This window comes from Nonomuraea sp. NPDC046570 (assembly GCF_040645915.1).
GTDB lineage: Bacteria > Actinomycetota > Actinomycetes > Streptosporangiales > Streptosporangiaceae > Nonomuraea.
Genome location: NZ_JBEYZF010000048.1, coordinates 1 through 24,333, shown reverse-complemented (window position 1 = coordinate 24,333; position 24,333 = coordinate 1). Strand labels below are relative to the sequence as shown.

Below are 24,333 nucleotides of genomic sequence, written 5' to 3'. Positions count from 1 at the left end.
CCGTTCAAGGGAGGTCATCATGGAAGCCAAGCAGTGGACCGTACAGATCTACATCGCAGAGGACGGGGACGACACCTCGGCCAAGGCCGTACTCACCACCAGGGACGGCACAAACCTGTCTGGAGCCGGGCGGGCACATCGCAATCCAGCTGATCCGGCGATAGCCGAGATCGGCGACGAACTGGCCGCCTCACGCGCACTCGCCGATCTTGCCGACAAGCTGGCCGTCGTTGCGCAGCACGACATCACCCGCTTTGTCGACACCCCGACGCCCAAGTGGTCGTGGTGAGCAGTGGTCGTCCGTGCCAGTAGGGACGTCATCATCGCCAGGCGAGGTCGCTGCCTCCCGGTTCCCGCCAGGTCGGGTGTCCAGGGCCCATCGGCGCAGGATCCGGGACCTAAGCCTCCAGCGCCAGGTGATCCCGACCTCGATGCTGGGGCTATGGCACTGACCGATCTCGGGGCATTCCCGCTCACCATGGGGGTGGAGGAGGAGTTCTTCCTCCTCGACTCGGACACCGGTGCGCTCGCGCCCATGGCGTCGCAGATACTGGCCACCCTGGACGACGACTCCTATATCAAGCCCGAGGCGATGCGCTACCAGCTCGAGACCGTCACCGGCGTCTGCGCGTCGTTGGACCAAGTGGCGCGCGAAGTCACCGAACGCCGCCTGATCGCGGCCGAGGCCGCCGAGCGGTTCGGCTGCCACCTGGTGGCCTCGGGGATCGCACCAGGCTACCTTCCAGAGCTGGTGCCGCTCACCGACCATCCGCGCTACAAGGAACTGGCCAAGCGCTATCCGCAGTTGGTCGCCACGACCGGCACCTGCGGATGCCACGTTCACATCGGCATTCCCTCGCGAGAACTGGGCCTGCTGGTGATCGGGAGGCTGCGGCCATGGCTGGCGACCTTGCTCGCCATCAGCGCCAACTCTCCCATCGCCGACTGCCGGGACACCACCTGGGCCAGCTGGCGGTACCGCCGCTGGTCGCGGTGGCCGTCGGCGACGGCGCCCCGGGCCTGGCGCAGTGTCGAGGAGTACGACGCGGAGGTGCGCGAGCTGATCAGAGCAGGCAAGATCCTGGACGAACGCTCGGTCTACTTCTATGCCCGGCTGTCGCCGCGCTACCCGACCGTCGAGGTGCGTGTCATGGACACCTGTCTCAGCGTTGACGACACCGTTCTCGTCGCCGCGCTGGTGCGGGCGATGGTGGCCGCCGCCGTGGAGGACATCCGGGCCGGTACGCCTGTCACGCCGCTGCCGGACCACCAGGTGGCCGCTGACCTGTCCGCCGCCGCGCGGTATGGATTGGGTGGGGTGGCCGCGGCGCTACCCGATCGCATCGCCCTGGTCGAGCCAGTCTCCACGCTTCTGTCCGAGTTCGTCCAACGCGGCACCGGCGCCGAGCGGCAGCGGGCGCTCTGGAACCGCTCCGGCACCCTTCAAGAGTTCTCGAAGCTCATGGCCGATGCCACGCTCGGCTCGGCTCTTCCCACCCTGTCCGGAAACGAATGCTTGGTCTGAAAGACCTGTCACGATCCGTCAACGCCGTTTCCGGATGCCCGTGCGGGCTGGCGTGGCGCTTTGAAAGGTGGCGGGCACCTCGCGGACGAGCATGGCTACTGCCCGTCCCAGACGGGGGTGTCGTGTTCGCCCATGTGGGCAGGCCCTCGATCCGCGTCATGGGCGCCGGCGAGCCGCTTCCCTACGGGAGAACGGGGCGTCGAAGGCCACACTGACGAGTACTGCATGGGGATCATTCACGACGGGCCTGCCCGCCGTCCTCGGCGGCCTCCCCATCGACGAACTGGGCGCGACCGGGTACGGCCCGGCCTGTTGCGCGGAGGCGCTTGCCGAGGCCAAGGTGATCGAGCTTGAGGGCGCACGGGTGATCGCGCAGCGCTTCGGGGCCGTCGGGACGCACCCCGCGCTGATGTTGAAGCAGCGCGGGGCAGTGGTGACAGCGGTGTCCGACAGCAGGGGCGCCACCTGCCACGCCGATGGTCTGGACGTGGACGAGCTGATCGCGTTCAAACGCGGGGGCGGTCACCTGGCCACGACGGCAAGCAACTCCCGCATGCTGGTGTCCGCGCCTGAGTCATGCCGGAGCGGGTGCCTCCTGAGCGCGCACCACCGCGACATTGCAGCGTGCGTGGTGCAAAACGCCTCGGCTGACCGAGCCCAGGACGATCGAACTGATCGCGCTCCTGCCATGCGAGCCCACGACCAGCAGGTCAGCCTGGTCGCCGGCGGCGGCGAGCGTCTCGACAGGGTGGGCGCACCGCACGTCCGCGATCGCCTCGACCTGTGGACATCGCTCTCGCCACGCGGCGAGTTGTTTCTCCGCGACCTGCTGATGGGCCTCTCGCAACGCTTCGAAGTCACGGGAGAAGCCGACGGCCTGGGCGAACGGCAGCGACCAGGCGTATACCGCCCGCAATGTGCTGCCGCGCAGCTCGGCTTGCCGGAAGGCGTAGGCCAGGGCCGGCTCGCACGCGGGGGAGCCATCGAGGCCGACGACGATCTCACCATGCACCGTCGTGGTTTCCGCCTTGACGACGACCACCGGGCCCGGCACCTGACCCGCGACGTTCATGCTGATAGAGCCAAGCACGGCCCCGGCGAAGCCGCCCAGCCCTCTGCTGCCGACCACCAGTTCGGTCGCGTCGCCGGCCTGCTCGCGAAGGGCGGTCGCCGTCGTTCCGGTCATCAGCTTGGTGCTCACCTCGACGGTAGGCTGGCGTTCGTGCACGATTTCCTCGGCTTCGGCCAGGGTCTTTCGCGCGTTCATTGTCAGTGACTCTTCCCACTCGGGTCCGCCGACCTGCGGGATCTGGTAGGGCCAGGTTTCCACCACACAGACGCTACGCAGAGGCACATGCATCCGAAAGGCGTCGTCGGCCGCCCATGCCAAGGCGTGGAATCCGGGCTCCGAGCCATCGACACCCACGACGATCACATCAGACATCGCTATCACCTCCTTCATTCCATTCCCTCGGCAGATGGCCTGGCAGGGCTAGAAATCCCAAAAGGGTGGAAATGATCTGGGGGGAACCGGACTGGATTGAGGGCCAGAGCCGAGGTTGGTGGCGTTTGAGTCCGCACTCGCCAGATCGGCCGGTGTGGGCATCGGCTGCTGTGTGCTCCGAGCGCTGGGACCGGGCGATTGCGAACGTGCTCGGTGTTCTGTCGAGCGAGGACGTGGCCGCATCGTGGACGGAGGCGCAGTCCGGACACGAGGTCCATGCATTGCTCGTAAATGGGCGCGGGCGGCGCGTCCATAATGCGCTGTCGTCAAGAAGGCGCGCCTGGCTGGACAGTCCCCACCCAGTCGCGGGTTTCCGGCTTGGCACAGAGGACCCCGGTGCCGATAGGGGGCGAAGGTCCCATAGTGCATGGGTTGCCGCCTCTAAGCGCTGGTCCTCGAGCGCCGGAGCCTGAAAGCATGAGAATCGGAATCAATGGGTTCGGCAGGATAGGCAAGGCTTTCCTACGTCGAGCGCTCAGCATCGAGCTGGATGTCGTCGCCATCAACGACATCACCGACGCAGTCTCGCTGGCTAACCTGCCGCAGCCGCCCACAGCGAGTTGCACGGCATCCTGCGCTACAGCACTGATCCGCTCGTCTCTCGTGACATCGTCGGCGACGCCGCCTCGTGCGTGTTCGACTCCGCCCTCACCCAGGCGAATGGAGACCTGGTCAAGGTCTTCGGGTGGTACGACAACGAGTGGGCCTATGCCAACCGGCTGGTCGAGATGGCCCAGAGGATGGCGTGAACTGCGACATCGCGTCAGGTCCGTTCAGCCGGAAACAGCGGTGAACCCACGGAGGCGGCTGGCGTTGCCCACCACAGAGAGTGAGGAAAGCGCCATGGCTGCGGCGGCGATGATGGGGTGGAGCGTGAACCCCAGGAGCGGGTAGAGCACTCCGGCCGCGATCGGGATGCCGACCACGTTGTAGACGAACGCCAGAAACAGGTTCTGCCGGATGTTGCGCATGGTGGTGCGCGACAGCCGTACCGCGGTGACCACGCCGCCGAGCGCGCCGGAGACCAGCGTGATGTCGGAGGCCTCGATGGCCACGTCGGTGCCGGTGCCGATCGCGAAACCCACATCCGCTTGGGCGAGTGCGGGCGCGTCGTTGATGCCGTCGCCGACCATGCCGATCCGCGATCCCTCGCCCTGCAGCCGGGCGATCTCGGCGGCTTTGTGCGCGGGCAGCACCTCGGCCAGCACCCGGGTGATGCCGACCTGGCGAGCGACGGCCTCGGCGGTCCGCTGGTTGTCCCCGGTGATCATCGCCACCTGCAGTCCCAGCCGCTGCAGGGCCGCGACCGCTTGGCGGGAGTCGTCCTTGACGGTGTCGGCCACGGCGATCACCCCGGCCGGCTGGCCGTCCACGGCCACCATGATCGGGGTACGGCCCGCCCGGGCCAGCCGATCGGCCTCCTCCTCCAGCGCCGGAGCGTCGCCGAGCAGGCGCCTGCCGCCGACCAGCACGCGGCGCCCCTCGACGGTCGCCACGATGCCCTGGCCGGTGACCGAGTCGAACGCCGATGGCTCGGCCAAGGACAGACCGCGCTCGATGGCGCCGTCTACCAGGGCCTGGCCGAGGGGGTGCTCGGAGGAGCGTTCAGCGCAGGCGGCCAGGCGCAGCACCTTATCGGCCGGCCAGTCGCCGTACGGCACAACGTCGGTGAGCGCCGGCTTGCCCCGGGTGATGGTGCCGGTCTTGTCCAGGACGATCATGTCCAGCCTGCACGCGGTCTCCAGGGCTTGGGCGTCGCGGATCAGGATGCCGGACTGAGCGCCCTTCCCGGTGCCCACCATGATCGACAGTGGGGTGGCCAGGCCGAGCGCGCACGGGCAAGCGATGATCAATACGGCTACCGCCGCTACCAGCGCCAGCGTCAACGCAGGCGCCGGTCCCGCGACGAACCACACGGCGAAGGTCACGATCGCGATGGCGATGACGACTGGGACGAAATAGCCGGACACCAGGTCGGCCAGCCGCTGGATCGGTGCGCGGGAGGCCTGGGCGGCCTGGACGAGACGGATGATCTGGGCCAGAGCCGTTTCCGCGCCGACCTTCTCGGCCCTGAAGGTGAACGATCCCGTCTGGTTGACCGTCGCGCCCACCACCTCATCGCCCGGGCCCTTGTCCACCGGGATCGATTCACCGGTCACCATCGACTCATCCAACGTCGAGCGGCCCTTCACGATCACCCCATCGACCGGAACCTTCTCACCCGGCCGCACGAGCACCACATCGCCCGGCACCACATCCGCGACCGGGATCTCGGTCTCCGCGCCGTCGCGCCACACGCGGGCGGTTCTGGCCTGCAGGCCGATCAGCTTGCGGATCGCCTCGCCCGTGCCCGCCTTGGCCCGCGCCTCCAGCAGGCGGCCGAGCAGGATCAGCGTCAGGATGACCCCGACGGCCTCGTAATAGACGTCACGGACCCCCTCCGGCAGCAGGCCGGGTGCGACCGTAACCAGCAGGCTGTAGCCGAAGGCAGCGCTCGTCCCCAGCGTGATCAGGCTGTTCATGTCCGCCGAGCGGTGCCGCAGCGCGAGCCAGCCGACGCGGTGGATCGGCCAGCCCGTATAGAACATCACCGGAGCGATCAGCATGAGCTGCACCCAGTGGTTGAGCAGGAACTCCGGGACCCATCCCGCGCCGAAGAACTCGTGCGCCATGACGGCCAACGCCACCGGCAGGGTCAGCACAACCCCGGCCAGGACCCGGCGCGACAGGTCGGTGATCTCGGCACGCCGCTCCATGGCCTCCACCTCCTGCGAGGGCCGCTCCGCCGTCGACGGTGCGGTCGCCGCGGCCATCTCATGACCGTCGCCGGAGTCCGGTTCGACGATCAAGCGGCCGTGCACCATGTTCATCCCGCAGGCGAAGCCGTACTGCCCCGCATCGGCTGGCAGCAGTTCCACCGTGGTCTTGGCGAATGCGGGCAACGCCCGGCTGACGCCGAAGTCGGCGAACACCACCCGGGAGGTGCAGTCCCCGCTCTCCCTGCGGTCGAAGACGACCCGCAGGGGGATGCCCTGCCGTACCCGGACGATGTCCGGCGAGTAGCCGCCCCGCACGACGATCTCGATCTCCTGCACGCCGTCACGCAGCCCGGCCAGACTGCTCTTGCGCGGCCCGAAGAAGTACCAGCCGAGGAAACCCAGCAAGATCACGGCGATGCCGAGCACGACCCCATCGGCGGCGGTCACGGCTGCCCTGCCCTCGTGCGCTCCTCGCCGTGTCGATCATGCCCCGTGTGGTCAGGCTGCGGGTGGTCGCCGTTGCCGCCCATGGACCGCATCATGAGCGGCAGCACGGTCGCGGCCACGGCGGCGACCGCCGCCATGACCAGGTGCTGCTTCACCATGATGACCTCCGAGGGGTGTCGCGTGCGTTGCCGCGCGCATGCCGTTCGCGGATCAACCCCGTGACCGCCGTCACGAACACGATGAGCACCGGGACGCTGAAAACGATCAGGACGGGGATCGGCAACGGAATACCAGGCATGTCGGATTCCCTCCGTCCTTCTACTATGCTCTCACCAGCCTGCGCCGGACACCTTTCCAGCGGCCATGGCAGAATGTCCTGGTGACAAGAGGCGAAGGTCATATAAAGGCAGTGCTAATAGCCGTAGTAGATGCGGCTAGCGCATACCGGCTCGTCGTTTGATGATCTATCGCGGGACAGCCCGGAACCGACCCGCCTGCTCCTTCCCACCCCCGACGGGCGAGACAAAGATGAGACCACTTGGGTGCGGGCAAGGGTGCCTCCCAGCAACCGAGCCCCAGCCCGCCCGGCCGGGGCATCCGCTGCGGCGCCGACGCTAACGCATCAGCATCTTCCCGTTTGAGCGTGGTCGCGTTCGCCGTCGAGGCCGACTACGCCACCAGCGCCCAACTGGCTGGCTACCTCCGGCGTGTCCCCCCGGCCCGGCACCCACAGGTCGTCGACCTGACCGAGCTGTCATTCCTGGACAGGCCCATGTGCAGGCCGGAGAGGCCGACCGAACACGGCGATCTCTGCGGTCAGCCTCTCTCGTGATGTACCTGGGAGGCCGTCCCGGCCGGATGGTGTTGGTCCTGGGCATGAAGGACCAACGACCCTGGCCCTGGCCACATGGCCGAACCCTAGGCTGAAGGTTAAGAGCACCTGCTGAAGGAGCGGAGGTCGAGATGAGACGTTCATCGACGGCGGCTCTCGTCGCCGCGGCGCTACTGACCACCACTGCCGCCGGCGGGGCCGCCCTGGCCGCTGCCGACCGCCAGCCGCAACCCGCCACGGTGGGATGGCAGCAGGTCCACTGGCCGATGGGCTCGATGCACCAGATGGTGGTGGACGACGAGGCCGGCTACCTGGCCCAGATGGTGGCCCACCACCAGGAAGCGGTCGAGGCGGCCAGCCAGCTGCAGCGCTCAAGCCGGGCCGAGATGCGCGCCCTGGGCGCATCCATCGTCAAGACACAGACCGCCGAGATCGCCACCATGAAAACGTGGCTGGCCACGTGGTATCCGGGCCAGAAGGCGCCGGGCTACCGACCGATGATGCGCGACCTGTCCAAGCTGTCGGGTGATGCGCTGGATGAGACGTTCCTGCAGGACATGATCCCGCACCACATGGTTGCGGTGATGATGTCTCAGCAACTGCTCATGCACGGGCGCATCCAGCACCCGCAGATCGCCGACTTCGCCCGTACGGTGCGCGATAGCCAGCACGCCGAGATGTTCCAGATGCAGCGCTACCTGGCCGACTGGTTCGGCGCCAGCTGGCGGATGCCGCGCGCCCCGTGGGGCGGACAGTGGCAGTGGCCGGATGGCTCCACACCGTCACCATCACGGGGACCGGGTTCGCCCTGGACGCCCGGCGGAGTGACGGGCTGATGAATACCCACACCGGGCACCACCGAGGCGGCGAGGCTCGCATGTGCCCGGTTGATCAGTGGGAGCCCCGGCCAGGGGGTTCAGCAGCCGCACCCACACCATTCGGGCACGGTCTGGGCGGTCACGGCAGGCGCAGCGGCCTGCGCAACATCCGGGAACGGGCCTGCCAGTTGAGCGGTGCCGCAAAGCTGGAGGAGCCCGAACGTTCACGCAGAGTCCTGGCCGTCTTTGCAGGCTCTCCGATATGCATTACACCCAAGAGTAATTGATGCACCACTATGAGTAGTGAATAGCCTCATCTCTCGCGCCGCTCTCACGAGGGCGGCGCGAGCGCCGTTCCTCTCAGCTTCGGCTCACTGCCGCCGTGGCGAGCTCGGTGGTGATCGGGGTCCAGCGGTTGGCGAGTTTCTTGGTGAGGACGGTCATGGTGGTGTACTCCAGGTCCTCCAGCGGGAGCCGGTGCGGTTCGAACGGGCCGTGGCGACGGAAGTAGTCCATGGCCTCGTTGGCCTGCTGGCGTGCCCGGTCGAAGGCGGGATCGGCGAACAGGTCGCGAGGACCGATCAGCTTGCCGTCATGGATCTGGAAGCCCAGAGCCACCACGCGCGGCGGTCCGTCGAACCGGGACGGGGCGGGCGTGACCGGTGGCCACGGGCATGAGTGGCGCGTGGTGTGAGCCGCGCATGCAGCCGGCGACAGGTGATCTGGGCCAGGGCGGCCATGCGGTACTCGTCGCGCAGCCACCGGTCCGAGGCCGCCGATTGGCCGTTCTCGCCGTCGGTGGAGGTCCACACCGCTTCCTGGGCGCCGAGCAGTTCCAGCCAGGTGCGGACCTGGGCGTCGTCGGTGCGCAACACGGCCGGCGGCAGGGTGCTCAGCAGCGTCTGCAGCCGCGTGAAGGCGGGTGAGAGGCGGCCGGTGGTGGCGATGAGCTCGGTCTCGGCCGCCAGCACGGCGTCCAGCACCCCGGTCAGCGGCCCGGCTCCGGCCATCAGCACCGCCGCGCGCACCAGGTCCGGGCGGGTGCGGGCGAGCAGCTCGGTGGTGAAGCTGCCCAGGGAGTAGCCGACCACGATGGCGTCGGTCAGATCGAGCGTCTCGATCAGGCCGGCCAGGTCGGCGGTCAGGTCGTCGACGGTGTAGGGGGCGGCGGGTGCGTCTGAGGGGGCCACCCCGCGCGCGGCGTAGGTGACCACCTCGAACCCGGCCTGCACCAGCGCGTCGCGCAGGCCGCACAGCTGCCAGGCGACCGGCGGCATGCCGGTACCGCCGACGAGCACCACCGCGGGCCCTGATCCTGCCCGTTCGTAGCCGAGCCGAACGCCGTCCACCATTACCGACTGCATGCCGATCTCCCTGGTTCTCGCCCGGTCGCGGAAGATCCACGTTGGCGTTTGGTGGATCAACGCACCGCGTCGGGCGATAGATCCCGAACGGCTCCCGCCGTTCGGTGCTGGAGCGTCGTGGGGCCGGGTCTGACGTCGGCTCCACCCTCTTCTTGCCAATACATAACCATTTCCAGCTATCATCGCTATATGACGATTGATAGTGATGCTGGTCGATGTGTGAACGCTGACATCGCCGCCGGGATCGCGCCGGCGGCCGCGTTGTTCCACTCGCTGGCCGATGAGACCCGGCTGAAGATCGTGCAGCGGCTGGCCCGGGGCGAGGCCCGGGTGGTGGACCTGACCGGCGAGCTCGGCCTGGCCCAGTCGACGGTGTCCAAGCACCTGGCCTGCCTGCGCGACTGCGGCCTGGTGTTGGCGTACAAGTGAATGTGCGCCAGCGCGTACGGGTGAGAATGCACCGTTCTTGATGCGGTGACGCTCCGTTACTGCGAAGCTACGGTCCTCTGTTCGGAGTCGGTGGAGGGCGGCTGACGGTGGTCTTGGACCCGCATCGCTGGTTGGAGCTGAGGCGGTTTCGCAGTCTGCATGAGTCCGGCGCGATGAGCTTGCGGGAGATCGCGGCCGAGACCGGGCTGAACCGGCGGACGGTCGCCAAGTACCTGTCGGGCGAGGTTGCGGTGGCGCCGCCGAAGAGGGCGCCCAACGATCGGCCGCGGCGGCGGGTGGTGGACGAGGTCGCGCCGTTGATCGACGCCATGCTGCGGGCAGAGATCCTGCTCAAGGGAGCGGTGATCCACGAGCGTCTGGTGGCCGACTACGGGTTCACCGGTAACTACCAGCGAGTGAAGATCTACTTGCAGGAGGCGCGGCCGCGGATCGCGACCGAACTCGGTATCAGCCCGGGTGAACTGGCGGGGTTGCATCGCCGGTTCGAGGTGGTGCCGGGCGCTCAGGCCCAGGTGGACTGGGGGGACGAGGGCAAGATCTTGGCCCATGCCGGCATCGGGAAGGTCTACTCCTTCCACATGACCTTGTCCTACTCGCGGGACCCGTTCTGCTGCTTCACCACCAGCCAGGATCTGGCAACCTTCTTCGACTGCCACCGCCGGGCGTTCGAGCACTTCGGTGGGGTACCGATGTCGATCGTCTACGACCGCACCAAGACGGTGGTCCGCCGCCACGTCGCCCCGGGTGAGGCTGTCCCGTTGCATCCCGAGGCGGTTGCCTTCGCCGGTCATTACGACTTCGACCCCGATGTGCTGGCCGCCTACCGGCCCACCGGCAAAGGCCGGGTCGAGCGACAGGTCGCCATCGTCCGGGACCATGTCCTGGCCGGGCGCGCGTTCTCCTCGATCGAGGAGCTCGACGCCGCCTTCGCCGCCTGGGTTCCCCTGCGGCGGTCCAAGGTCCACGGCGAGGTCATCGGCCTGCGGGCGGTCCGTGACCACATGGCCTTGCGGCCGCGGCCGTCCACCCCGTATGTCGTGGCCCAGCGGCATCTTCGCTACGTCGGCAAGGACTGCCTGGTCGCCTTCGAAGCGAACTTGTATTCGGTCCCGGCCCGCCGGGTCCAGCCGCGCCAGCTGGTCGAGGTCAGGGCGACCAAGGCTCAGATCATGCTGCACGCCACCACACCCGACCACACGGGCCAGACGCTGCTGGCCGCTCATGCGCGGGCAGTGGGCCGCGGCTGCCGGATCGTGGACGAGCGGCACTGGGACGGCCTGCCCACCGGAGCCGGCCGACGCGTCACCGCAGGCCACGATCTTCCCGTTCGCCAAGGCCAGGGCAAACGCCACAACGACCCAGAACCGGCCCCCGGATCGCTGGCGGACCTGCTCAACAGGACCGCGGCCGCCCAGGTCGAGGTCGGCCGCCGCCCCCTGTCGGTCTATGACGAACTGACCGGCACCCGCCCCTTCAACACCGATCACTCCACGAAGGAAGCCCGTTGACCGAGCTGGTCTCCACCCGCATCCGCACCACCGCCGCCAAGCTCGGCCTTCCCCATCTGGCCGAGGCCTTGACCCACTACGCACAGCGGGCCGACGAATCCAAGATGGGCTATCTGGACTTCCTCGACCTGGTCCTGTCCGAAGAGCTCGCCGTCCGCGACGACCGCCGGTTCCGCACCGGCCTGCGCACCTCGAAACTGCCGCACCACAAGACCCTGGATGACTACGACTTCTCCTTCCAGCCCGATCTGGACCCCCGCAAGGTCAAAGACCTGGCCACCCTCGCCTTCGTCGAGGCCAAGGCCAACGCGGCCCTGCTCGGCCCACCCGGGGTCGGCAAAACCCACATCGCCGTCGCCCTGGCGGTCGCGGCCTGCCGGGCCGGCTACTCGGTCTACTTCACCAGCCTCGACGACATGGTCAGCAACCTCAGGGCCGCCGACTCCGCCGGGCGCCTGAGCAGCAAACTCGGCACCTACCTACGGCCGAGCGTCCTGGTGATCGACGAGGTTGGCTACGAGATCCTCGAACGCGGCGAGGCCAACCTGGTCTTCCAGGTGATCTCCAAGCGCTACGAGAAGGGCTCGATCATCCTGACCTCAAACAAGAGCTTCGGCGAGTGGGGCCAGGTCTTCGCCGACGAGGTGCTGGCCACCGCCATCCTCGACCGGCTCCTCCACCACTGCGATGTGATCTCCATCAACGGCCCCAGCTACCGGCTCAAGAACCGGCTCAGGAACATCGAACAAGCCACTGAGGTCGCCTGAGCTGGTGCACATATCTCCGTACTTGGTGGAGCACTCAAAGGAGTACGCGGACAGCCGGCAGCAGTTCGATGTAGTTCTCGGCCGACAACGCCACCGGCACCCAGCCGGCCGTTTCCACCAAGGCAGCGTACTTTTCGTTCGGTGAGACCGCCGCGCCTGGCATGGCCGCATCGCGCAGTCCTTCGTGCGGCCGGTTCTGCCACTTGGCGACGATCCACTCGTCCAGCAGTTCCTGCAGCTCCCGCATCGACCACAAGGGCTCGTCTTCGACGCCGCGGTGTTCGGCGCTTCGGCCGACGTAGCCGGAGACGAACTGGGCAAATAGCGTCGACACCGAGTGCAGGGTGCGTTCGATGTGTGGCTTGTCGGTCGGGGTTTTCGGGTGAGCGGGCTGCAGGCTGATGCCCAGCATCCGGCAGGCAGTGCGAAAGGTGGCCGACATGAATGCCTTGCCCTGGTCGCAGACGATCGTCTCCGGGACGATCACTGGCCGGGCCGCGGCGTGCGCGAGTCGCTGATCCAGCTCCAGCAGCCGCTGGTGCGGCAGCACCGAGCGGGCCATGGACAACGCCTGGCTCCAGCCGGGACGCATCGGCTCCGGGGTGACGGTGCGGGCCAACAGCAGCGCAGCGTCCACTGCTTTGGTCGTGGGCCGTAGCACCGCCGCGGTGACGGTCCGGGTGGCCAGATCCACCATCCCGATCAGCTCGACCCGGCCCACGACTCCGTCGTCGAAGACGACCAGAACATCGAACGGGGTGGAGTCAATCTCCATCAGCTCGCCGGGCCGATCCGCGCTGATCTCGTTGAACGGCCCGTCCGGACGGTTGGCCAGTGACCGGCGCGTGCGCGCCGACCCGGTGGTGTGCCGTCCGTGAGACATTCGCTCGAACAACCGGTAGAACGTCGCCCGCGACGGCATCACCACGCCCTCTTGGCCGGCGAGCATCTGTCCGACCCGCCAGTAGAAATAGCTCGCGGTGCGCGTCGATGCGCCGGTGGCCTCCTCGATCGCCTGCCGCAGCGCCTCGACCACGCGTGGCTCGGTCCGTCCGGTGACCGGCTGGAGGCGGTCATGACGGCCGTCGATCAGCCCGGCCAGGCCTTGGGTCTGGTAACGCAGCCGCTTGCGTTTGAGCGTGCGCGTGCTGACCTTGCGGCGTCCCTCGGCGGCCAGTTCGGCGGCCTTGGCCTGCTCGCGCTGGGTGAGCGTCGTGGTGGCCGGGTCGAAGTGCGGGCGTGGTCTCGCGCCGGCAGGCGCGTCGGCCCGGACGCCGGTGAGCACTTCCAGAACGTGCTGCTCCCACCACAGCGCCTCCTGCATCACCTCGTCGGAAAACCTATCGAGGCCCGGCGCCAGGCTGCGTGCCGAACGGCTGTGCCCGCCCAGGTGGGCGAACCCCTCTGCCGACAACAGATGCGCCAATTGCACCACGCTGGTGTGGCCGTTCTCATCGGCCAGCCGCACCAAGGTGCCCGACAATCCGACCACTGTTTGAGTCAGGTCGTCGAACCGGATCCGATCCCCGACCCGCAGCGCGGGCGGCCGTGCCGTACTCATCGCGCCCCCACCAGCTGGCGGCCGCTCACGCTCACGATGCTGGCCAGGCTCAGCGGAGCTGAAGACAGGTCCGCGCTCAGCTGGCCTGACCACAACAGGTGAAACAGCACCGGCAGCACGCTCAGCCTGTCGCCCACCCGTTTGGCTCCGGCCAGCAGCGGCCCTGACTCGGCAAAGACCGCCGTGAGGGCCTCGGCGACATCGGCGCGAAAGCACCGCGGGTGGCGGTATCCGGCCAGCCACCGGACGTTGGCCGCAGCGACCGCGGGCGGACCACCCGTGCGGTGAAAGCGCCACCCGACTGCGGCGCATGCCCTTTCCATGACGGCGAACGCCCGCGCGGATCTGGCGTCGATCCGATCGTCGGGGCGGACGTCCACCACCAGGCCGTCCCCCTCGCTGGTGCGGGCGAAGTAGTCCGGTGCGTGCCGCCGAAGACGGCCGTCCTTGATCCAGCTCAGCCAGAACGGCTGGGAGGCGAAGCCGACGATGCCGGGGTCGAAGTCCATCATCATCACCACGTCGCGTTCCAGCCAGGACTCGTAGCCGACATGGTCGTTCGTGGTGGCCGACCACCACAGGCCCGGGAAGTTCACCTGCCCTTTGAACGACGGGAACGTGCGAGCTGGAGCCATCCGCTCGAAGGCGATATTCCAGCCCGACGACAAGGGGAGCCGGTGTTTCGCACCGGCCTCGTCGAGGAACGCAACCTCGAACGCCGCCACCTCGGGCCGCGCACTCACCGGCGAGCCACCCATCTTCGTCTCCAAGCAACCGGAGCCAGCGCTCAAGGGACGTGAGGAGACGAACTGTAGTAATCAGACGCGCCAGATTCAGCGCAATCCGCAAAGTAGGTGCCACCTTCGCTGAGACATCCGCCCGCTGTTAAGCGCCCAGTTGTTGTCAGTGATTATGTGCCCGGTGGTTGTCAGCGGATTCTCGACTGATCCTCAGCCGGCTGCCGGCATGGCACAAGCCCGGCGACCGTCGGCATGAGGGTCAGCTTTCGCGGGCGCGGTGGCGGTGGACCAGTTCCTCCAGCGCGGTGATCTCCTTTGACAGTGCTACGCGGCCTTCCCTGGTGATGACGATCCATGTCTTCGGGCGCCGTCCGTCGTATCCCTTCTCCAGGGTGATCAGCCCGGCCTCCTCCAGGACGGCGAGGTGACGGTTGAGGTTTCCCCTGGTCAGTTGGAGCACCTCGCACAGGTAGGTGAACTCGACCCGGGACGCTTCGCTGGCGATGGTAAGGATGCCGAGACGATGGCGCTGGTGGACGGTGTCATCGAGATTTCCGGTCGGGTAGGTCATGGGTGTGTCTTTCGCCGGACGGTCAGTCCGCCCACGAGGAGGATCAGGGCCGGGAGCAGAACGGGACTGCCCTGGAGAAGACCGTAGGGCATCTCCTGCGGGGAGACGCCGAACAGGTGAAACAGGCGGTAGTACTGGTTTTGCATGTCATAGACGACGGCCGGGACGGCTGCCGCCGTGTAGAGGGCGGTGACGATCCAGAGATGGCGGCTGCGTTCGGCCCAGGCCAGGGCGATCAGGCCGAGAGCCACGGCTAGTAGGCCGAAGGTGTTGCGAATGAAGAACGGCCAGAGGAGGAAGCCGGCCAGCGGCAGGAGCGTCCAGACCAGCGGGGCAGCCCCGGCGGTGCTCCAGATGATCGTTGGGTTTCGCGGTGAGGTCTGAATGCCCGCCCGATGGCCGTGGCGGCGATACCACCACACGGTGAGCCCCGCCCCGGCGACTAGTCCGGCGAGCCAGACCAGATCGATCCACTCTCGGAAAGGCCAGGTGAAGGTTCCTTCTGGCCTTCCCCGCAACTCGAAGTCGATGACATAGAGCGGGGCGGTGGCCAAGGTGAAGCCTCCGAAGAACAGCATGGGGAAGCGGAAGGCGTGCCGGTCCGTGCGGGCTCGGTCGCGCAGGACGTTTACTTCGTCGAGCAGGTTGCTGGCCTCATTGGCCGCGTTTTGCGTCATGACTTGACCTCCATGATGTCGGTTTCCCAGACATGTTTGCATTACAGACATGATTGCCGCAAGCCGACCGATGAACCGGTGTGCTTACTTCAGACAACTTGCAGTATCGGAAGCGGACCCCTCCACGACTTCCGATACTTCGACGTGGTGCGTCCAGGAGCCCAATGGCCTGGAGAAGATCCGGTCTCTGTCGAACCAGCTTGGCGCCGACATCAACCAGACGCATGGTTATTGCTGCCAACGATCGGGCGCTCAACCCGCCACGTGCCACCTTCAGTGAGACGCCGGGGTCTCGATCGTCCTGCTCGTGCCAACTATGTGAGACGGAACGCCAGGATGTGCCGACTTCACCGAGACAGATGCCACCTTCGCTGAGACCGGACAATCCGCACTCGTGAGACAGGACAGGAGGAGCTCACCTGAGAACTTGCCTGCGGGAACTGCACTTCTCGCAAGTTACACCTCAGGCGGCTACGCAACAGATTTGATTTATTGATTTCTAATTTCTAGAAAATCAATAAATGCTAGGCTGATCGCGTGGTGACGGAGATGGGCGCGGTGACGCCGTGTGGGCACTGTGGGAAGCCGATTGAGCAGCGAAGAGGGCGGGGGAGGCCCAGGGCGTACTGCCCGGATGGGGATTGTCAGGCTGCGGCGAAGCGGGAGCGGGAGCTGCGCAAGGCCACGCCGGGGCTGGAAGGGGCGCTGGCCAGGGCCGAGCAGTTGTACGACCGCATGGAGAGTGGGTTGGTCGCCGCGATCGAGCCGCTGGCCAGGGCGCTCGCCGAAGAGTTGAGCCCGGCGGGTGTCGAGGCCAAGCTGAGCGCGGTCCAGGCGGAGGCGCACACACGCGTCGCCATCGCCCGTACCGAGCGCGAACAGGCCTTCGAGCAGGTACGGCTGGCGCGCGAGGCCGCCGAGCACGCCCGCAGGGAGACCGGTCAGATGCGGCTCCTGCTCGAGGAGGCCCAGGCCGACAGGGAAACCGCCCTGCGCGACGCCGAGACCGCACGCGAACAGGCCCTGGCCGCGCTGCGCGAGGCGGCGACCACCGAGCGGATGGCCAAACAATCCGAAGCCGAGGCCAAACGCATCGCCGCTTTGGCCGAACAGGCCCGCGACCAGGTGGTACAGGAGACGACCGAGCGCGTGGAGGAGACCGAGGCGCGCGCGGCCGAACAGGTCGAGCAGGCGGAGCAACGCGCCCTCGAAGCGGAGACCCGCGCGGCCGAGCACGTCGAACAGGTCGAGCTGCGGGCCGCCGAGCAGGTCGAGCGGGCCGAGGCGCGCGCGGCGGAGGGCGAGGCGCTGGCCGTACAGATGCGAGAAGAGGTGGCGCGGGCGCAGCGGGAGGCGCGCGCGGAGGTGGCGCGCGCGGTGGAGAAGGCGCGGGAGGAAGGGGAGCGGCTGGTCAGGCGGGCGGAGGCCGAGGCGGAGCGGATGGTGTCCGTGGCCGGCGCCGAGCGGGACGCGGCGCAGGCGCTGGCGGCGGAGGCGCGTGCGGCGGTGGGGGAGGCCGTCCGCTCGCGCGAGCGGGCCGAGCGCGAACTCGCCGCCCAGGACGCCCGCGCGAGCGCCGCCGAGGGCGAGCGCGACCGCGCGCTGGCCCGCGCCCAGGCCGCCGAGCAGGCAGGGGTACGTCAGGCGGCCGAGACGGAACGGGCCACCGCCCGCGCCGAGAACGCCGAGCGGAAGATGACCACCGAACGCGAGGAGCGCGAGACGGCGGTGGAACAGCGGGACCACCTACGGATGGAGCTCCAACTTGAGCGCGCCCGAGTGGGCGATCTACGCGTCCAGGTGGAATCCGTACGCGAGGAGGCCGCGCAACTCCGCGAACGCGCGGTCACGGCCGAGCTGCGCGCCAGATAACCCAGTTGCCGGAGCGGGGCGCCCGGTGCTGGGGTGGGCGGATGGACAGGGATGCGGTGCTGGCGCTCTTCGACCAGCAGATGCGACAGGGCGCGCGGGCAGACAGCCCGACCGCCCGGGTCGAACGAATCGACGGCGTGGTACGGCAGGTCGGAACCGACCACGACTGGAACGGCGTCCTCTGGTCAGACCTCGACCGGGACACCGCGAACGCGGCGATCGCGGCCCAGGTGCGGCACTTCGCTTCGATGGGCCGCGAGTTCGAGTGGAAGCTCTACGCCCACGACCGTCCGGACGATCTCGCGGCGAGGCTCCGGGCGGCCGGGTTCACACCTGAGCCCGAGGAGACGCTGATGGTCGCCCAGATCCACGACCTGCCCACGGACGTCGATCTACCCGAAGGGGTGCACCTGGTCCCCGTGACCGATGGGGCCGGTGTGGATCTCATGGTGGATGTCCATGAGCAGGCGTTCGGCATGGACGGGGCCCGGCTCAGGCGTCAACTGCTCGCCGGGGACTCGGACATGGTTGTCGCGATGGCCGGGGATGTGCCGGTGTGCGCGGCTCGGATGGAGTCGCATCCGGGCACGCTGTTCGCGAGCCTCTGGGGTGGAGGCACTGTGACCGCCTGGCGCGGGCGGGGCATCTACCGTGCCCTGGTCGCCTACCGTGCCCGCGTCGCCGCCGAACGCGGCTACCGCTACCTGCAGGTCGACGCGTCCGACGACAGCCGGCCCATCCTGCGGCGGCTCGGGTTCGTCCCGCTGACCGTCACCACTCCGTACACCTACGGGGCTGAGGAACAGCGGTACAGCCATTAGCGGGGGCGGGCGCGGTTCGAGCGGGAGTTCTGCCTGCATGTGCTGAACGGGTTGTCAGCGGACTCGGCGCGATCGTTGTGGGAACTGGCCACGGGTGAGGATGGGTTCCTGCTGGAGCTGAAGTCCGACCCCGGGCGGCTGGGGCTGGAGACGCTGCTGGAGGAGATCGTCAAGCTGCGGCGGGCGAAGGCGCTGGGGCTGGCGGTGGATCTGTTCGGCGGGTATTCGGATCGGCTGGTGGCCTCCTGGCGGGCGCGGGCGATGGCCTCGCATCCGTCGGACTTCGCGGCGAACCAGCCGCCGGTCCGGTTGACGTTGGTGGCCGCGTTGGCGTGGTCGCGGACAACGGAGATCACCGACGCGCTGGTCGATCTGTTCATCGGCCTGGTGTCGAAGATCAACACGCGGGGGTCTGATATGTACGAGGGGGGCTGCGACGCTGGCCCTATACACGCTGCGGCTCGCGCAGACCATCGACGAGTTCGCTCAGGGCCGTGGTGAATTGTCCGGGGTGCTCCAGCTGGGCGGCGCTGTGGGCCTGCCCCACGTCCAGGAGCTCGCGGTACGTCTCCCCGCCCCGCGCCAGGGGCGGGCGGCCGCCTGCTCACGGGACAGGCCGCCCCGCTCAGCGAGCGCGTGCGCGTCCACCAGAGCCTCCATCCGGGCGCGACGCGCTCCAGCATGGGCCGGATGTCGGGGATGTGGCTGGGAGTGTTGATCAGGGAGGCCAGAAGAAACACCTGGACTGATGTTCGACTCTCACGCCGTCACCTTCGCCGGGCGCCACCCGTCGGGCGACTAGGTAGGCCAGGCCCGGTAGTGCCGCTCTGCCGCACCTGACTTGCCCAACATGCCGTACGGACTGCCTGGGTGTACTTGGTGCCCTGGCGCGCGGCCTCGCGGGCGCGCTGGGCGGTGGTGTTCTGCTTCTTCGGCACGGTCGACTCCAGCCTGTTGGGAACGAAATCGGCTGTCAGTCGTGTGCGGTTCTCCAGTTTCGTGGCCACGAGGCGGATGGCTGTGGCTGCGGGACCGTGAGCGGCTGCTGCAGGCCATCCCCGACGACTTGGCCGATGCTCCGCCCCCGCCGGCCGACGCCAGCGCCCTCGCAAAGCGCGCTCTTCAAGCGCGGGCGCTGGCGGCGGCGGCGGGCGGCGCGCCGGCACCACACTCTCGGCACCCAGGTCGGCCATGCCCAGCCCCATCACCTCGGCGACCTGATCCAACGCCTTGATCATCGTCGGGCCCGATCCCCGCGGCGCCGGGCCCTTGCGCCACCGTTCCAGATCGGAGATCCGCGACCCCGGTGGTACCTCCAGTAGCTGGTCCAGCACATACCGCTGGCCCACCGTCAACAGGCCTTCCAGCACGCCCCACAGTCGGCGGGTCGTGTCGTCACGTACCTGGGCGACCAGCCGCGCCAGCGTCGTCACCCCGGGCAGCAGCACATCCCGCTCCCGTAGCCACCCCACCGCGTCGATGAAGATCGCCTTCGGGCCGTCTCCCGACGTCCGCGACCGGGCCGCCACCCACGCCCGCAACTCCGCCTCGACCGCTGCGAACTCCTTCAGCCCGCACACCCGCCGGATCTCCCACTGGTGATCCAACTTCGTCTTCGCCCGCTCGGTGTACCGCTTCACCTGCGACGGATCAGCGACTCCCAACTGCTCCGAGACGAAATCCAGCACCGCTACCGGCACATCGAGCGGATCCTCCAGGAACGCCCCAATCCAGCGGATGGTCACCAGTTGCAGGCCGAACCCCAGCTTCATGTGATCGCCGCGGCGGCGATCGATCAGCGCACGGTCCTCATCATTAAGGAGGAACACCCGCTCCAAGTCCGCCTGCGACGGCGCCCCCGCGTACCGGCCATAGGCCGCTTCCTCATCCTCTGTCAGGAAATCCACCGGCATGGGCCGCAAGGTAGGGCGGACCCACCGGTAACCAACCCAGAGCAGCCGAACCGTTACAAGGACAGACTCCTCGTCGCACCGACCCACATCCGAGCCGTGGAGGTAACTCCGCCCGCCTCTGCCCGCTACCGCCGTTGGCCGGTCGGTTGTCGGTCATGGGCCGTGTAGCGCTGCTCGCTGTAGCCGCCCGCCAGGACGTGCGCGATGAACGGCCATGGGTGGGAGTGCGGTTTGGGGGATGCGCCGCCGCGCAGGTCTGGCTCATGCCAGAGGTTGATCCGGCGCAGGGTGCCGTCTGCATAGTCCCTCAGCGTGAACTCGGCTTTGAAGGCCCGCATGGTCTGCTCATCCGGGACCAGGGTCCAGCGGGCGGGGTCCGTCCACGTCTCCCAGGTGAGCGGGCCGACGTCGGGGGAGTGAAGCTCGATACCGGCGGCCGCGACCTCGTACATGGCGGCCGTGACCGTCAAGCCTGGCACGATCAGGGCGGTGGTGGTCGTCATGGCGCCCACCATGAGGTCCCCGGCGGCCGGGCGGAAGGGGGCTGCTGGGAGTTTCCGCAGCGAGGATTCCGAGGAAACAGGAAACCGTCTCTGGCCTGCCTGCAAGCATCGCTTCGGTCGGAAACCCGCAACTCCGGAAACCGTAAGGGGCGCGCTGTTTTCGGCCTTCCGGTGGGACGATTCGAGGATGGAGATGGACTTTCTAGACCAGATCGAGCTACTCGGCGCGCAGGTGGAATACCGACGCGCTCACCCCCGCCGGCGCGCACGGCTGGATCCAGGACTGGCGGGGGGCGCGCGCATGGCTCACCGAGATGGTGGACACCGCCCACCGGGCCACGATCGTTATCTTGGGTTCTAGGCATGTCTCTGCAGTTCAGCGCATTGTTGATCAGTAAGGCATGTAAGGCATGTTGGCCTGCCGATTCGAGTGCTCGACCGGCCATGCCAGGCGTAACGTGACGGCATGGTCGATGACGTGCATCATCCGTTCCTGGACCTAGGTAGGGTCGTCGGCGCTGAATACGTCGTGGCCTGCCGCGATTGCAGGTGGACGCAGGTTGTCGACGAGGACCTGCATGAGGACGCCACGGACCGGCTGCTGGACTGGCATGTCGCCCATCCCGATCAAGGGTTCGACCACCTGAGAGGGCGTTGCGCGAGTTGATGTCCCTTTCGTCGCTTGGGTTGGATAGGGCGGGCTGGTCAGGGGCGTCGCGGTTGAGCTATGGACGCGGCTGAACGAACAATCCCGGTTCGGTCTCGACTAGGATGCCTTGGCTGACCAGGCGTTTGAGCTTGGCGCGGATCTTCTCGGTGTTCTTCGGGACGATAGGTAGGTCCAGCGCCTCGCACAGATCGATCTGGCAGGCCACGGTCTGCTCGCGGGTGTCGATCTTGTGTAGCAGCCCATGTGCCGGGGTCCCGCTCCAGCCTGTCGCCTCCAGTCATGTGGACCGCGAGGAGGGGGCGGGGGCGCGGGTCAACCGGCGGGCCATCACCGCCGTCATCGCCCAATACACCCGCGATTCGGAACTGGTAGGGCACGGCCTGGCGGTCCCAGTAGGTGCGCAACCGGTGGTCCCGTCCATCAGAGTCGGCCACCGCGTCACCAGCCCTTCTCCCGGCTCTGCGATCGACCCAACCTACCGGGATCACCGGCCGCGCGCCGTCGCCGTCCAGGCACAGGAGGCGGTCGCCGTCTGCTCCTGGCGGGGCGCCTACTGCTGAGGACGGGTCCCCGGCTTGTCGACGACCTTCGTCTCCAGCTGCGCGCTCCACATCAGGGGAGCGCCGGCCTTGACGGTTCCGGCCGTCCCGCTGGGGAGGGCCGGAGCGGCCAGTCCGCCCTCGTTGGGGAACGGCTGGTCGGCGAGGTTCTCGCCGTACAGGCCGAGGAAGCGGTAGTCATTGGCGTCGACGATGATCTCGGAACGTTCCCGTGACCCGGTGTAGGCGAACGCGACGCCGTGGCGGCCCGCGGCGTCCACGGCGTCCTGCTTGACCGAGACGCCGTCGATCTTCGGCAGGGCCCGGAACAGCGCCGCGCGGACCTGCGGGGTAAGCGGCTGCCCGCCCATGAGCGTGCTGATCGTGTGGAAGGCGCGCTCCTGCTCGGGCATCCCCCGCCCCTGCTCGAACGGCGAGGCGGGGGTCGCGGCGACGGACGCCTTGACCTTGGCGAGCACCGCGTCGGGCGTGACGGGCTCCTGGGCCAGGTCGGCGCTCTTGAGACCGGTGTTCACCTCCTCGATGGCCAGCTTGCCCACGCCGTCGTCGATCGCCATCTGCTTGCCGTCCAGGCTGTACCAGGTCTCCAGGGTCTCGCGCCTGTCGCGATCCACCTCGGGCCGGGGTTCGGCGAGCAGCGGGGCGATCGACTCCTTCACGTACAGCCACTGCCCCGGAGAAGGGGTTCGCGTGTAGGCGTCGTCGGGGCCGCGTTCGGCTGCCTTGGCGGCCCGCTCGCCGAGCTCCTTGACGTCGGCGTATGCGGCCGACTGGTCGTCACCGCCTACCACCCCGTAGCCGACGAGCAGGGCCGAGGCCGCCACGGCGGCGATCCCGAACCGCCAGGCCAGGCGCGGGATGCGGAACGTGCGCCGCCTCGCCGGCTGGGGGAGCGGTTCGCGCATCGCCTGCAGGAGCTGGGCGCGTGCCGCGTCCTTCGCCTCGCGGGTGATCACCGGGGTGGACCCGAGGAACTGCTTGATCTCGTCCATCATGCGACCTCTCTTGTTGGATCGTCGCCCCCGAGGGCGATCCGTGCCTTCTTACGCGCTCGGTGGAGACGCGAGCGGACCGTCCCGATCGGTACCTTGAGCACCGCCGCGACCTCCTCGTACGTCAGCTCGCCCCACGCCACCAACAGCAACACGTCGCGGTCGCCGGAGGACATGGACGCCAGCGCCTCCGCGAGCCGGTGGTCCACCTCCTGCGCGGCCACGCGGCCGACGACTGTGTCGGCCATCGGCGGCTCGGGCAGCGGGTTCGTGCCGGTACGGCTCAAGGCGCGCAGGAACCGCTCCTCGCCGCGCCGATGCTTGGCGATGAGGTTGGTCGCGATGCCGTAGAGCCAAGGACCGGCGAGCCGCTGGGCAGGGTCGTAGGAAGCGCGGCCGCGGAAAGCGGTCAGAAACGTCTCAGCCGCGATGTCGTCGGCCGCCTGAGTGCCGAGCCGCCTGGCGACGAAGCGGTGGATCTGCTCGATGTAGCGGTCGAACAGGCCGGCGAGCTGTTCCGGGTCGTCACGTGACCAGCGGATCAGCTCGGCGTCGTCCACCTCGGCTGTCTCCGCCGGGTGCGTTTGTGTCATACCTGTCTTTTCCCGATGTGACGGATCGAGTTCTCAGAGGGCGTTGTGCGAGTTGATGTCCATGATGTCGTACTGTGATCGAGTGGATTTGTAGCGTTACCGCCGGTTGGTGGGCTCGGATGTGCTGGGATGGCCGGGTGAGTGAGCGCAAGCCGTACTCGAGCGACTTATCCGACGAGCAATGGGCGTTGATTGAGCCGGTCATCACGGCGTGGAAGGCCGCGCATCGCTCCGTCAGCGGTCACCAGGGCAAATACGAGATGCGCGAGATCGTGAACGCGATCCTCTATCAGGGGCGGACCGGCGTCCAGTGGGACTATCTGCCACACGACCTGCCGCCCGGCAGCGCGACCTACTACTACTTCGCCAAGTGGCGTGACGACGGCACCGCCCGGAAGATCCATGACCTGCTGCGCTGGCACATGCGGGAGCAGAAGGGACGATTAGCCGATCCGAGTCTGGTGGTGCTGGACACCCAGAGCGTCCATGTGGCGGCCGGGGTCCCCGCCACCACGACGGGCAGGGACGCGGCCAAGAAGGTGCCGGGCCGCAAGAGAGGGCTGGCCGTGGATGTGTTCGGCCTGGTCATCGCGGTGGTTGTGCTGGCCGCCTCCGCGCACGAGAACACCGCCGGGACCGCTCTGCTGGACCGGGTCGCAGCCCAGACCTCCGGCACGGTGACCAAAGCCCTGGTCGATCAGGGGTTCAAGAACACGGTCGTCGACCATGGGGCCGGGCTCGGGATCGACGTGCAGATCGTCGAACGCAACCCCGCCGACCAGGGGTTCGTTCCCCAGCCGAAACGATGGATCGTCGAGCAGACGTACGGCACCTTGATGCTGCACCGGCGCCTGGTCCGCGACTATGAACACCTGCCGGCCAGCTC

Annotated in this window: 26 protein-coding genes and 4 pseudogenes; 16 read left to right on the top strand and 14 right to left on the bottom strand. The window is 68.0% G+C overall.

Annotation, left to right across the window (positions count from 1 at the left end; genetic code table 11):
• Window positions 1–19 precede the first annotated feature (19 nt).
• The 3 genes and pseudogenes from ABZ911_RS39085 to ABZ911_RS39075 all read left to right on the top strand — a co-directional run.
• Window positions 20–289: a DUF1876 domain-containing protein gene (locus ABZ911_RS39085; RefSeq protein ID WP_358068309.1), complete on the top strand. Its 270-nt coding sequence runs from the start codon at window positions 20–22 to the stop codon at window positions 287–289.
• Between the two features lie 195 nt (window positions 290–484).
• Window positions 485–1,525: a YbdK family carboxylate-amine ligase gene (locus ABZ911_RS39080; RefSeq protein ID WP_358068306.1), complete on the top strand. Its 1,041-nt coding sequence runs from the start codon at window positions 485–487 to the stop codon at window positions 1,523–1,525.
• Window positions 1,526–1,616: 91 nt separating this feature from the next.
• Window positions 1,617–2,009 (top strand): annotated as a pseudogene (locus ABZ911_RS39075) (hypothetical protein); the annotation flags it as partial.
• Between the two features lie 90 nt (window positions 2,010–2,099).
• On the opposite strand, the gene ABZ911_RS39070 reads toward ABZ911_RS39075, so the two are convergent.
• Window positions 2,100–2,969, bottom strand: a complete 870-nt coding sequence (locus ABZ911_RS39070; RefSeq protein ID WP_358068303.1) for a universal stress protein — start codon at window positions 2,967–2,969, stop codon at window positions 2,100–2,102.
• A 291-nt stretch (window positions 2,970–3,260) separates the two neighbouring features.
• On the opposite strand from ABZ911_RS39070, the pseudogene ABZ911_RS39065 reads away from it, so the two are divergent.
• Window positions 3,261–3,512, top strand: a pseudogene (locus tag ABZ911_RS39065) (hypothetical protein); the annotation flags it as partial.
• A 59-nt stretch (window positions 3,513–3,571) separates the two neighbouring features.
• Window positions 3,572–3,778 (top strand): annotated as a pseudogene (locus ABZ911_RS39060) (type I glyceraldehyde-3-phosphate dehydrogenase); the annotation flags it as partial.
• Window positions 3,779–3,802: 24 nt separating this feature from the next.
• Here the strand turns inward: ABZ911_RS39060 and ABZ911_RS39055 are convergent.
• Together ABZ911_RS39055 and ABZ911_RS39050 are read right to left on the bottom strand one after the other, a co-directional pair.
• Window positions 3,803–6,235, bottom strand: a complete 2,433-nt coding sequence (locus ABZ911_RS39055) for a heavy metal translocating P-type ATPase (protein WP_358068300.1) — start codon at window positions 6,233–6,235, stop codon at window positions 3,803–3,805.
• Window positions 6,232–6,393: a hypothetical protein gene (locus ABZ911_RS39050; RefSeq protein WP_358068298.1), complete on the bottom strand. Its 162-nt coding sequence runs from the start codon at window positions 6,391–6,393 to the stop codon at window positions 6,232–6,234. Before ABZ911_RS39050 ends, ABZ911_RS39055 begins: the two co-directional genes overlap by 4 nt.
• Window positions 6,394–6,878: 485 nt before the next feature.
• Here ABZ911_RS39050 and ABZ911_RS39045 point away from each other — a divergent pair, with 485 nt between their 5' ends.
• Window positions 6,879–7,067, top strand: a complete 189-nt coding sequence (locus ABZ911_RS39045) for a hypothetical protein (protein WP_358068295.1) — start codon at window positions 6,879–6,881, stop codon at window positions 7,065–7,067.
• A 131-nt stretch (window positions 7,068–7,198) separates the two neighbouring features.
• Entirely contained in the window at window positions 7,199–7,903 is a 705-nt protein-coding gene (locus ABZ911_RS39040; protein ID WP_358068292.1) for a DUF305 domain-containing protein, read from the top strand.
• 342 nt (window positions 7,904–8,245) lie between these two features.
• On the opposite strand, the gene ABZ911_RS39035 is transcribed toward ABZ911_RS39040, so the two are convergent.
• Window positions 8,246–8,506: a fructose 1,6-bisphosphatase gene (locus ABZ911_RS39035; RefSeq protein ID WP_358068289.1), complete on the bottom strand. Its 261-nt coding sequence runs from the start codon at window positions 8,504–8,506 to the stop codon at window positions 8,246–8,248.
• The gene (locus ABZ911_RS39030) at window positions 8,467–9,249 is read right to left on the bottom strand and encodes an alpha/beta hydrolase (protein WP_358068286.1); all 783 of its coding nucleotides are present in this window, start codon (window positions 9,247–9,249) and stop codon (window positions 8,467–8,469) included. The genes ABZ911_RS39035 and ABZ911_RS39030 overlap by 40 nt, the downstream gene beginning before the upstream one ends.
• A 189-nt stretch (window positions 9,250–9,438) precedes the next feature.
• On the opposite strand from ABZ911_RS39030, the pseudogene ABZ911_RS39025 reads away from it, so the two are divergent.
• The 3 genes and pseudogenes from ABZ911_RS39025 to istB form a co-directional block, all read left to right on the top strand.
• Window positions 9,439–9,663: pseudogene (locus ABZ911_RS39025) on the top strand (metalloregulator ArsR/SmtB family transcription factor); the annotation flags it as partial.
• Between the two features lie 122 nt (window positions 9,664–9,785).
• The gene (gene istA, locus ABZ911_RS39020) at window positions 9,786–11,207 is read left to right on the top strand and encodes an IS21 family transposase (RefSeq protein ID WP_358068283.1); all 1,422 of its coding nucleotides are present in this window, start codon (window positions 9,786–9,788) and stop codon (window positions 11,205–11,207) included.
• Complete coding sequence (gene istB, locus ABZ911_RS39015) at window positions 11,204–11,974, top strand: IS21-like element helper ATPase IstB (RefSeq protein WP_358068280.1); 771 nt, start codon at window positions 11,204–11,206, stop codon at window positions 11,972–11,974. Before istA ends, istB begins: the two co-directional genes overlap by 4 nt.
• Window positions 11,975–12,008: 34 nt before the next feature.
• On the opposite strand, the gene ABZ911_RS39010 is transcribed toward istB, so the two are convergent.
• The 4 genes from ABZ911_RS39010 to ABZ911_RS38995 form a co-directional block, all read right to left on the bottom strand.
• The gene (locus tag ABZ911_RS39010) at window positions 12,009–13,535 is read right to left on the bottom strand and encodes an integrase (RefSeq protein WP_358068278.1); all 1,527 of its coding nucleotides are present in this window, start codon (window positions 13,533–13,535) and stop codon (window positions 12,009–12,011) included.
• On the bottom strand, window positions 13,532–14,260 hold the full coding sequence (locus tag ABZ911_RS39005) for a TnsA-like heteromeric transposase endonuclease subunit (protein WP_358068275.1): 729 nt from the start codon (window positions 14,258–14,260) through the stop codon (window positions 13,532–13,534). Before ABZ911_RS39005 ends, ABZ911_RS39010 begins: the two co-directional genes overlap by 4 nt.
• Window positions 14,261–14,534: 274 nt before the next feature.
• A complete protein-coding gene (locus tag ABZ911_RS39000; protein WP_358068272.1) occupies window positions 14,535–14,846 on the bottom strand; it encodes a transcriptional regulator in 312 nt (103 codons plus the stop codon).
• Window positions 14,843–15,523 carry a hypothetical protein gene (locus tag ABZ911_RS38995; protein ID WP_358068269.1) on the bottom strand — a complete coding sequence of 227 codons (681 nt, stop codon included), beginning with the start codon at window positions 15,521–15,523 and terminating at the stop codon, window positions 14,843–14,845. The genes ABZ911_RS39000 and ABZ911_RS38995 overlap by 4 nt, the downstream gene beginning before the upstream one ends.
• 735 nt (window positions 15,524–16,258) lie before the next feature.
• Between ABZ911_RS38995 and ABZ911_RS38990 the strand changes: the two genes are divergently transcribed.
• From ABZ911_RS38990 to ABZ911_RS38980, 3 genes are read left to right on the top strand one after another with little or no spacing between them, the layout of a single operon-like run.
• Window positions 16,259–17,395 carry a hypothetical protein gene (locus tag ABZ911_RS38990; protein ID WP_358068266.1) on the top strand — a complete coding sequence of 379 codons (1,137 nt, stop codon included), beginning with the start codon at window positions 16,259–16,261 and terminating at the stop codon, window positions 17,393–17,395.
• 41 nt (window positions 17,396–17,436) lie between these two features.
• A complete protein-coding gene (locus ABZ911_RS38985; RefSeq protein ID WP_358068264.1) occupies window positions 17,437–18,216 on the top strand; it encodes a GNAT family N-acetyltransferase in 780 nt (259 codons plus the stop codon).
• A 39-nt stretch (window positions 18,217–18,255) separates the two neighbouring features.
• Window positions 18,256–18,717, top strand: coding sequence for a hypothetical protein (locus ABZ911_RS38980; RefSeq protein ID WP_358068261.1), 462 nt, complete (start codon window positions 18,256–18,258; stop codon window positions 18,715–18,717).
• 266 nt (window positions 18,718–18,983) lie between these two features.
• Here the strand turns inward: ABZ911_RS38980 and ABZ911_RS38975 are convergent, their stop codons facing one another.
• Both ABZ911_RS38975 and ABZ911_RS38970 read right to left on the bottom strand, forming a co-directional pair.
• On the bottom strand, window positions 18,984–20,129 hold the full coding sequence (locus ABZ911_RS38975; protein ID WP_358068258.1) for a DUF4158 domain-containing protein: 1,146 nt from the start codon (window positions 20,127–20,129) through the stop codon (window positions 18,984–18,986).
• 125 nt (window positions 20,130–20,254) lie between these two features.
• Complete coding sequence (locus ABZ911_RS38970; protein WP_358068255.1) at window positions 20,255–20,632, bottom strand: hypothetical protein; 378 nt, start codon at window positions 20,630–20,632, stop codon at window positions 20,255–20,257.
• A 466-nt stretch (window positions 20,633–21,098) separates the two neighbouring features.
• Here ABZ911_RS38970 and ABZ911_RS38965 point away from each other — a divergent pair, with 466 nt between their 5' ends.
• On the top strand, window positions 21,099–21,299 hold the full coding sequence (locus tag ABZ911_RS38965) for a hypothetical protein (RefSeq protein ID WP_358068252.1): 201 nt from the start codon (window positions 21,099–21,101) through the stop codon (window positions 21,297–21,299).
• A gap of 58 nt (window positions 21,300–21,357) precedes the next feature.
• Here ABZ911_RS38965 and ABZ911_RS38960 read toward each other — a convergent pair whose 3' ends face one another.
• Window positions 21,358–21,507 carry a hypothetical protein gene (locus tag ABZ911_RS38960; protein WP_358068249.1) on the bottom strand — a complete coding sequence of 50 codons (150 nt, stop codon included), beginning with the start codon at window positions 21,505–21,507 and terminating at the stop codon, window positions 21,358–21,360.
• 76 nt (window positions 21,508–21,583) lie between these two features.
• Here ABZ911_RS38960 and ABZ911_RS38955 point away from each other — a divergent pair, with 76 nt between their 5' ends.
• Window positions 21,584–21,862, top strand: a complete 279-nt coding sequence (locus tag ABZ911_RS38955; RefSeq protein ID WP_358068246.1) for a hypothetical protein — start codon at window positions 21,584–21,586, stop codon at window positions 21,860–21,862.
• Here ABZ911_RS38955 and ABZ911_RS38950 read toward each other — a convergent pair.
• Entirely contained in the window at window positions 21,853–22,857 is a 1,005-nt protein-coding gene (locus tag ABZ911_RS38950; RefSeq protein ID WP_358068243.1) for a CU044_5270 family protein, read from the bottom strand. The genes ABZ911_RS38955 and ABZ911_RS38950 overlap by 10 nt on opposite strands.
• On the bottom strand, window positions 22,854–23,447 hold the full coding sequence (locus ABZ911_RS38945; RefSeq protein ID WP_358068240.1) for an RNA polymerase sigma factor: 594 nt from the start codon (window positions 23,445–23,447) through the stop codon (window positions 22,854–22,856). The genes ABZ911_RS38950 and ABZ911_RS38945 overlap by 4 nt, the downstream gene beginning before the upstream one ends.
• A 137-nt stretch (window positions 23,448–23,584) precedes the next feature.
• Between ABZ911_RS38945 and ABZ911_RS38940 the strand changes: the two genes are divergently transcribed.
• Window positions 23,585–24,333 (top strand): IS5 family transposase (locus ABZ911_RS38940; protein WP_358068237.1); only part of this gene is annotated, 749 nt, incomplete at its 3' end.

Excerpts from the sequence above, each read along its gene's own strand:
- ABZ911_RS38965 (WP_358068252.1), top strand. The coding sequence starts at position 21,099 with ATGGTCGATGACGTGCATCATCCGTTCCTGGACCTAGGTAGGGTCGTC.
- ABZ911_RS39010 (WP_358068278.1), bottom strand. The coding sequence starts at position 13,535 with ATGAGTACGGCACGGCCGCCCGCGCTGCGGGTCGGGGATCGGATCCGG.
- ABZ911_RS39050 (WP_358068298.1), bottom strand. The coding sequence starts at position 6,393 with ATGGTGAAGCAGCACCTGGTCATGGCGGCGGTCGCCGCCGTGGCCGCG.
- ABZ911_RS38970 (WP_358068255.1), bottom strand. The coding sequence starts at position 20,632 with ATGACGACCACCACCGCCCTGATCGTGCCAGGCTTGACGGTCACGGCC.
- ABZ911_RS39070 (WP_358068303.1), bottom strand. The coding sequence starts at position 2,969 with ATGTCTGATGTGATCGTCGTGGGTGTCGATGGCTCGGAGCCCGGATTC.
- ABZ911_RS39085 (WP_358068309.1), top strand. The coding sequence starts at position 20 with ATGGAAGCCAAGCAGTGGACCGTACAGATCTACATCGCAGAGGACGGG.
- ABZ911_RS38985 (WP_358068264.1), top strand. The coding sequence starts at position 17,437 with ATGGACAGGGATGCGGTGCTGGCGCTCTTCGACCAGCAGATGCGACAG.
- ABZ911_RS39040 (WP_358068292.1), top strand. The coding sequence starts at position 7,199 with ATGAGACGTTCATCGACGGCGGCTCTCGTCGCCGCGGCGCTACTGACC.
- ABZ911_RS39030 (WP_358068286.1), bottom strand. The coding sequence starts at position 9,249 with ATGCAGTCGGTAATGGTGGACGGCGTTCGGCTCGGCTACGAACGGGCA.
- ABZ911_RS38990 (WP_358068266.1), top strand. The coding sequence starts at position 16,259 with ATGGAGAGTGGGTTGGTCGCCGCGATCGAGCCGCTGGCCAGGGCGCTC.
- ABZ911_RS38995 (WP_358068269.1), bottom strand. The coding sequence starts at position 15,523 with ATGACGCAAAACGCGGCCAATGAGGCCAGCAACCTGCTCGACGAAGTA.
- ABZ911_RS39000 (WP_358068272.1), bottom strand. The coding sequence starts at position 14,846 with ATGACCTACCCGACCGGAAATCTCGATGACACCGTCCACCAGCGCCAT.
- ABZ911_RS38945 (WP_358068240.1), bottom strand. The coding sequence starts at position 23,447 with ATGACACAAACGCACCCGGCGGAGACAGCCGAGGTGGACGACGCCGAG.
- ABZ911_RS38950 (WP_358068243.1), bottom strand. The coding sequence starts at position 22,857 with ATGATGGACGAGATCAAGCAGTTCCTCGGGTCCACCCCGGTGATCACC.
- ABZ911_RS38975 (WP_358068258.1), bottom strand. The coding sequence starts at position 20,129 with ATGCCGGTGGATTTCCTGACAGAGGATGAGGAAGCGGCCTATGGCCGG.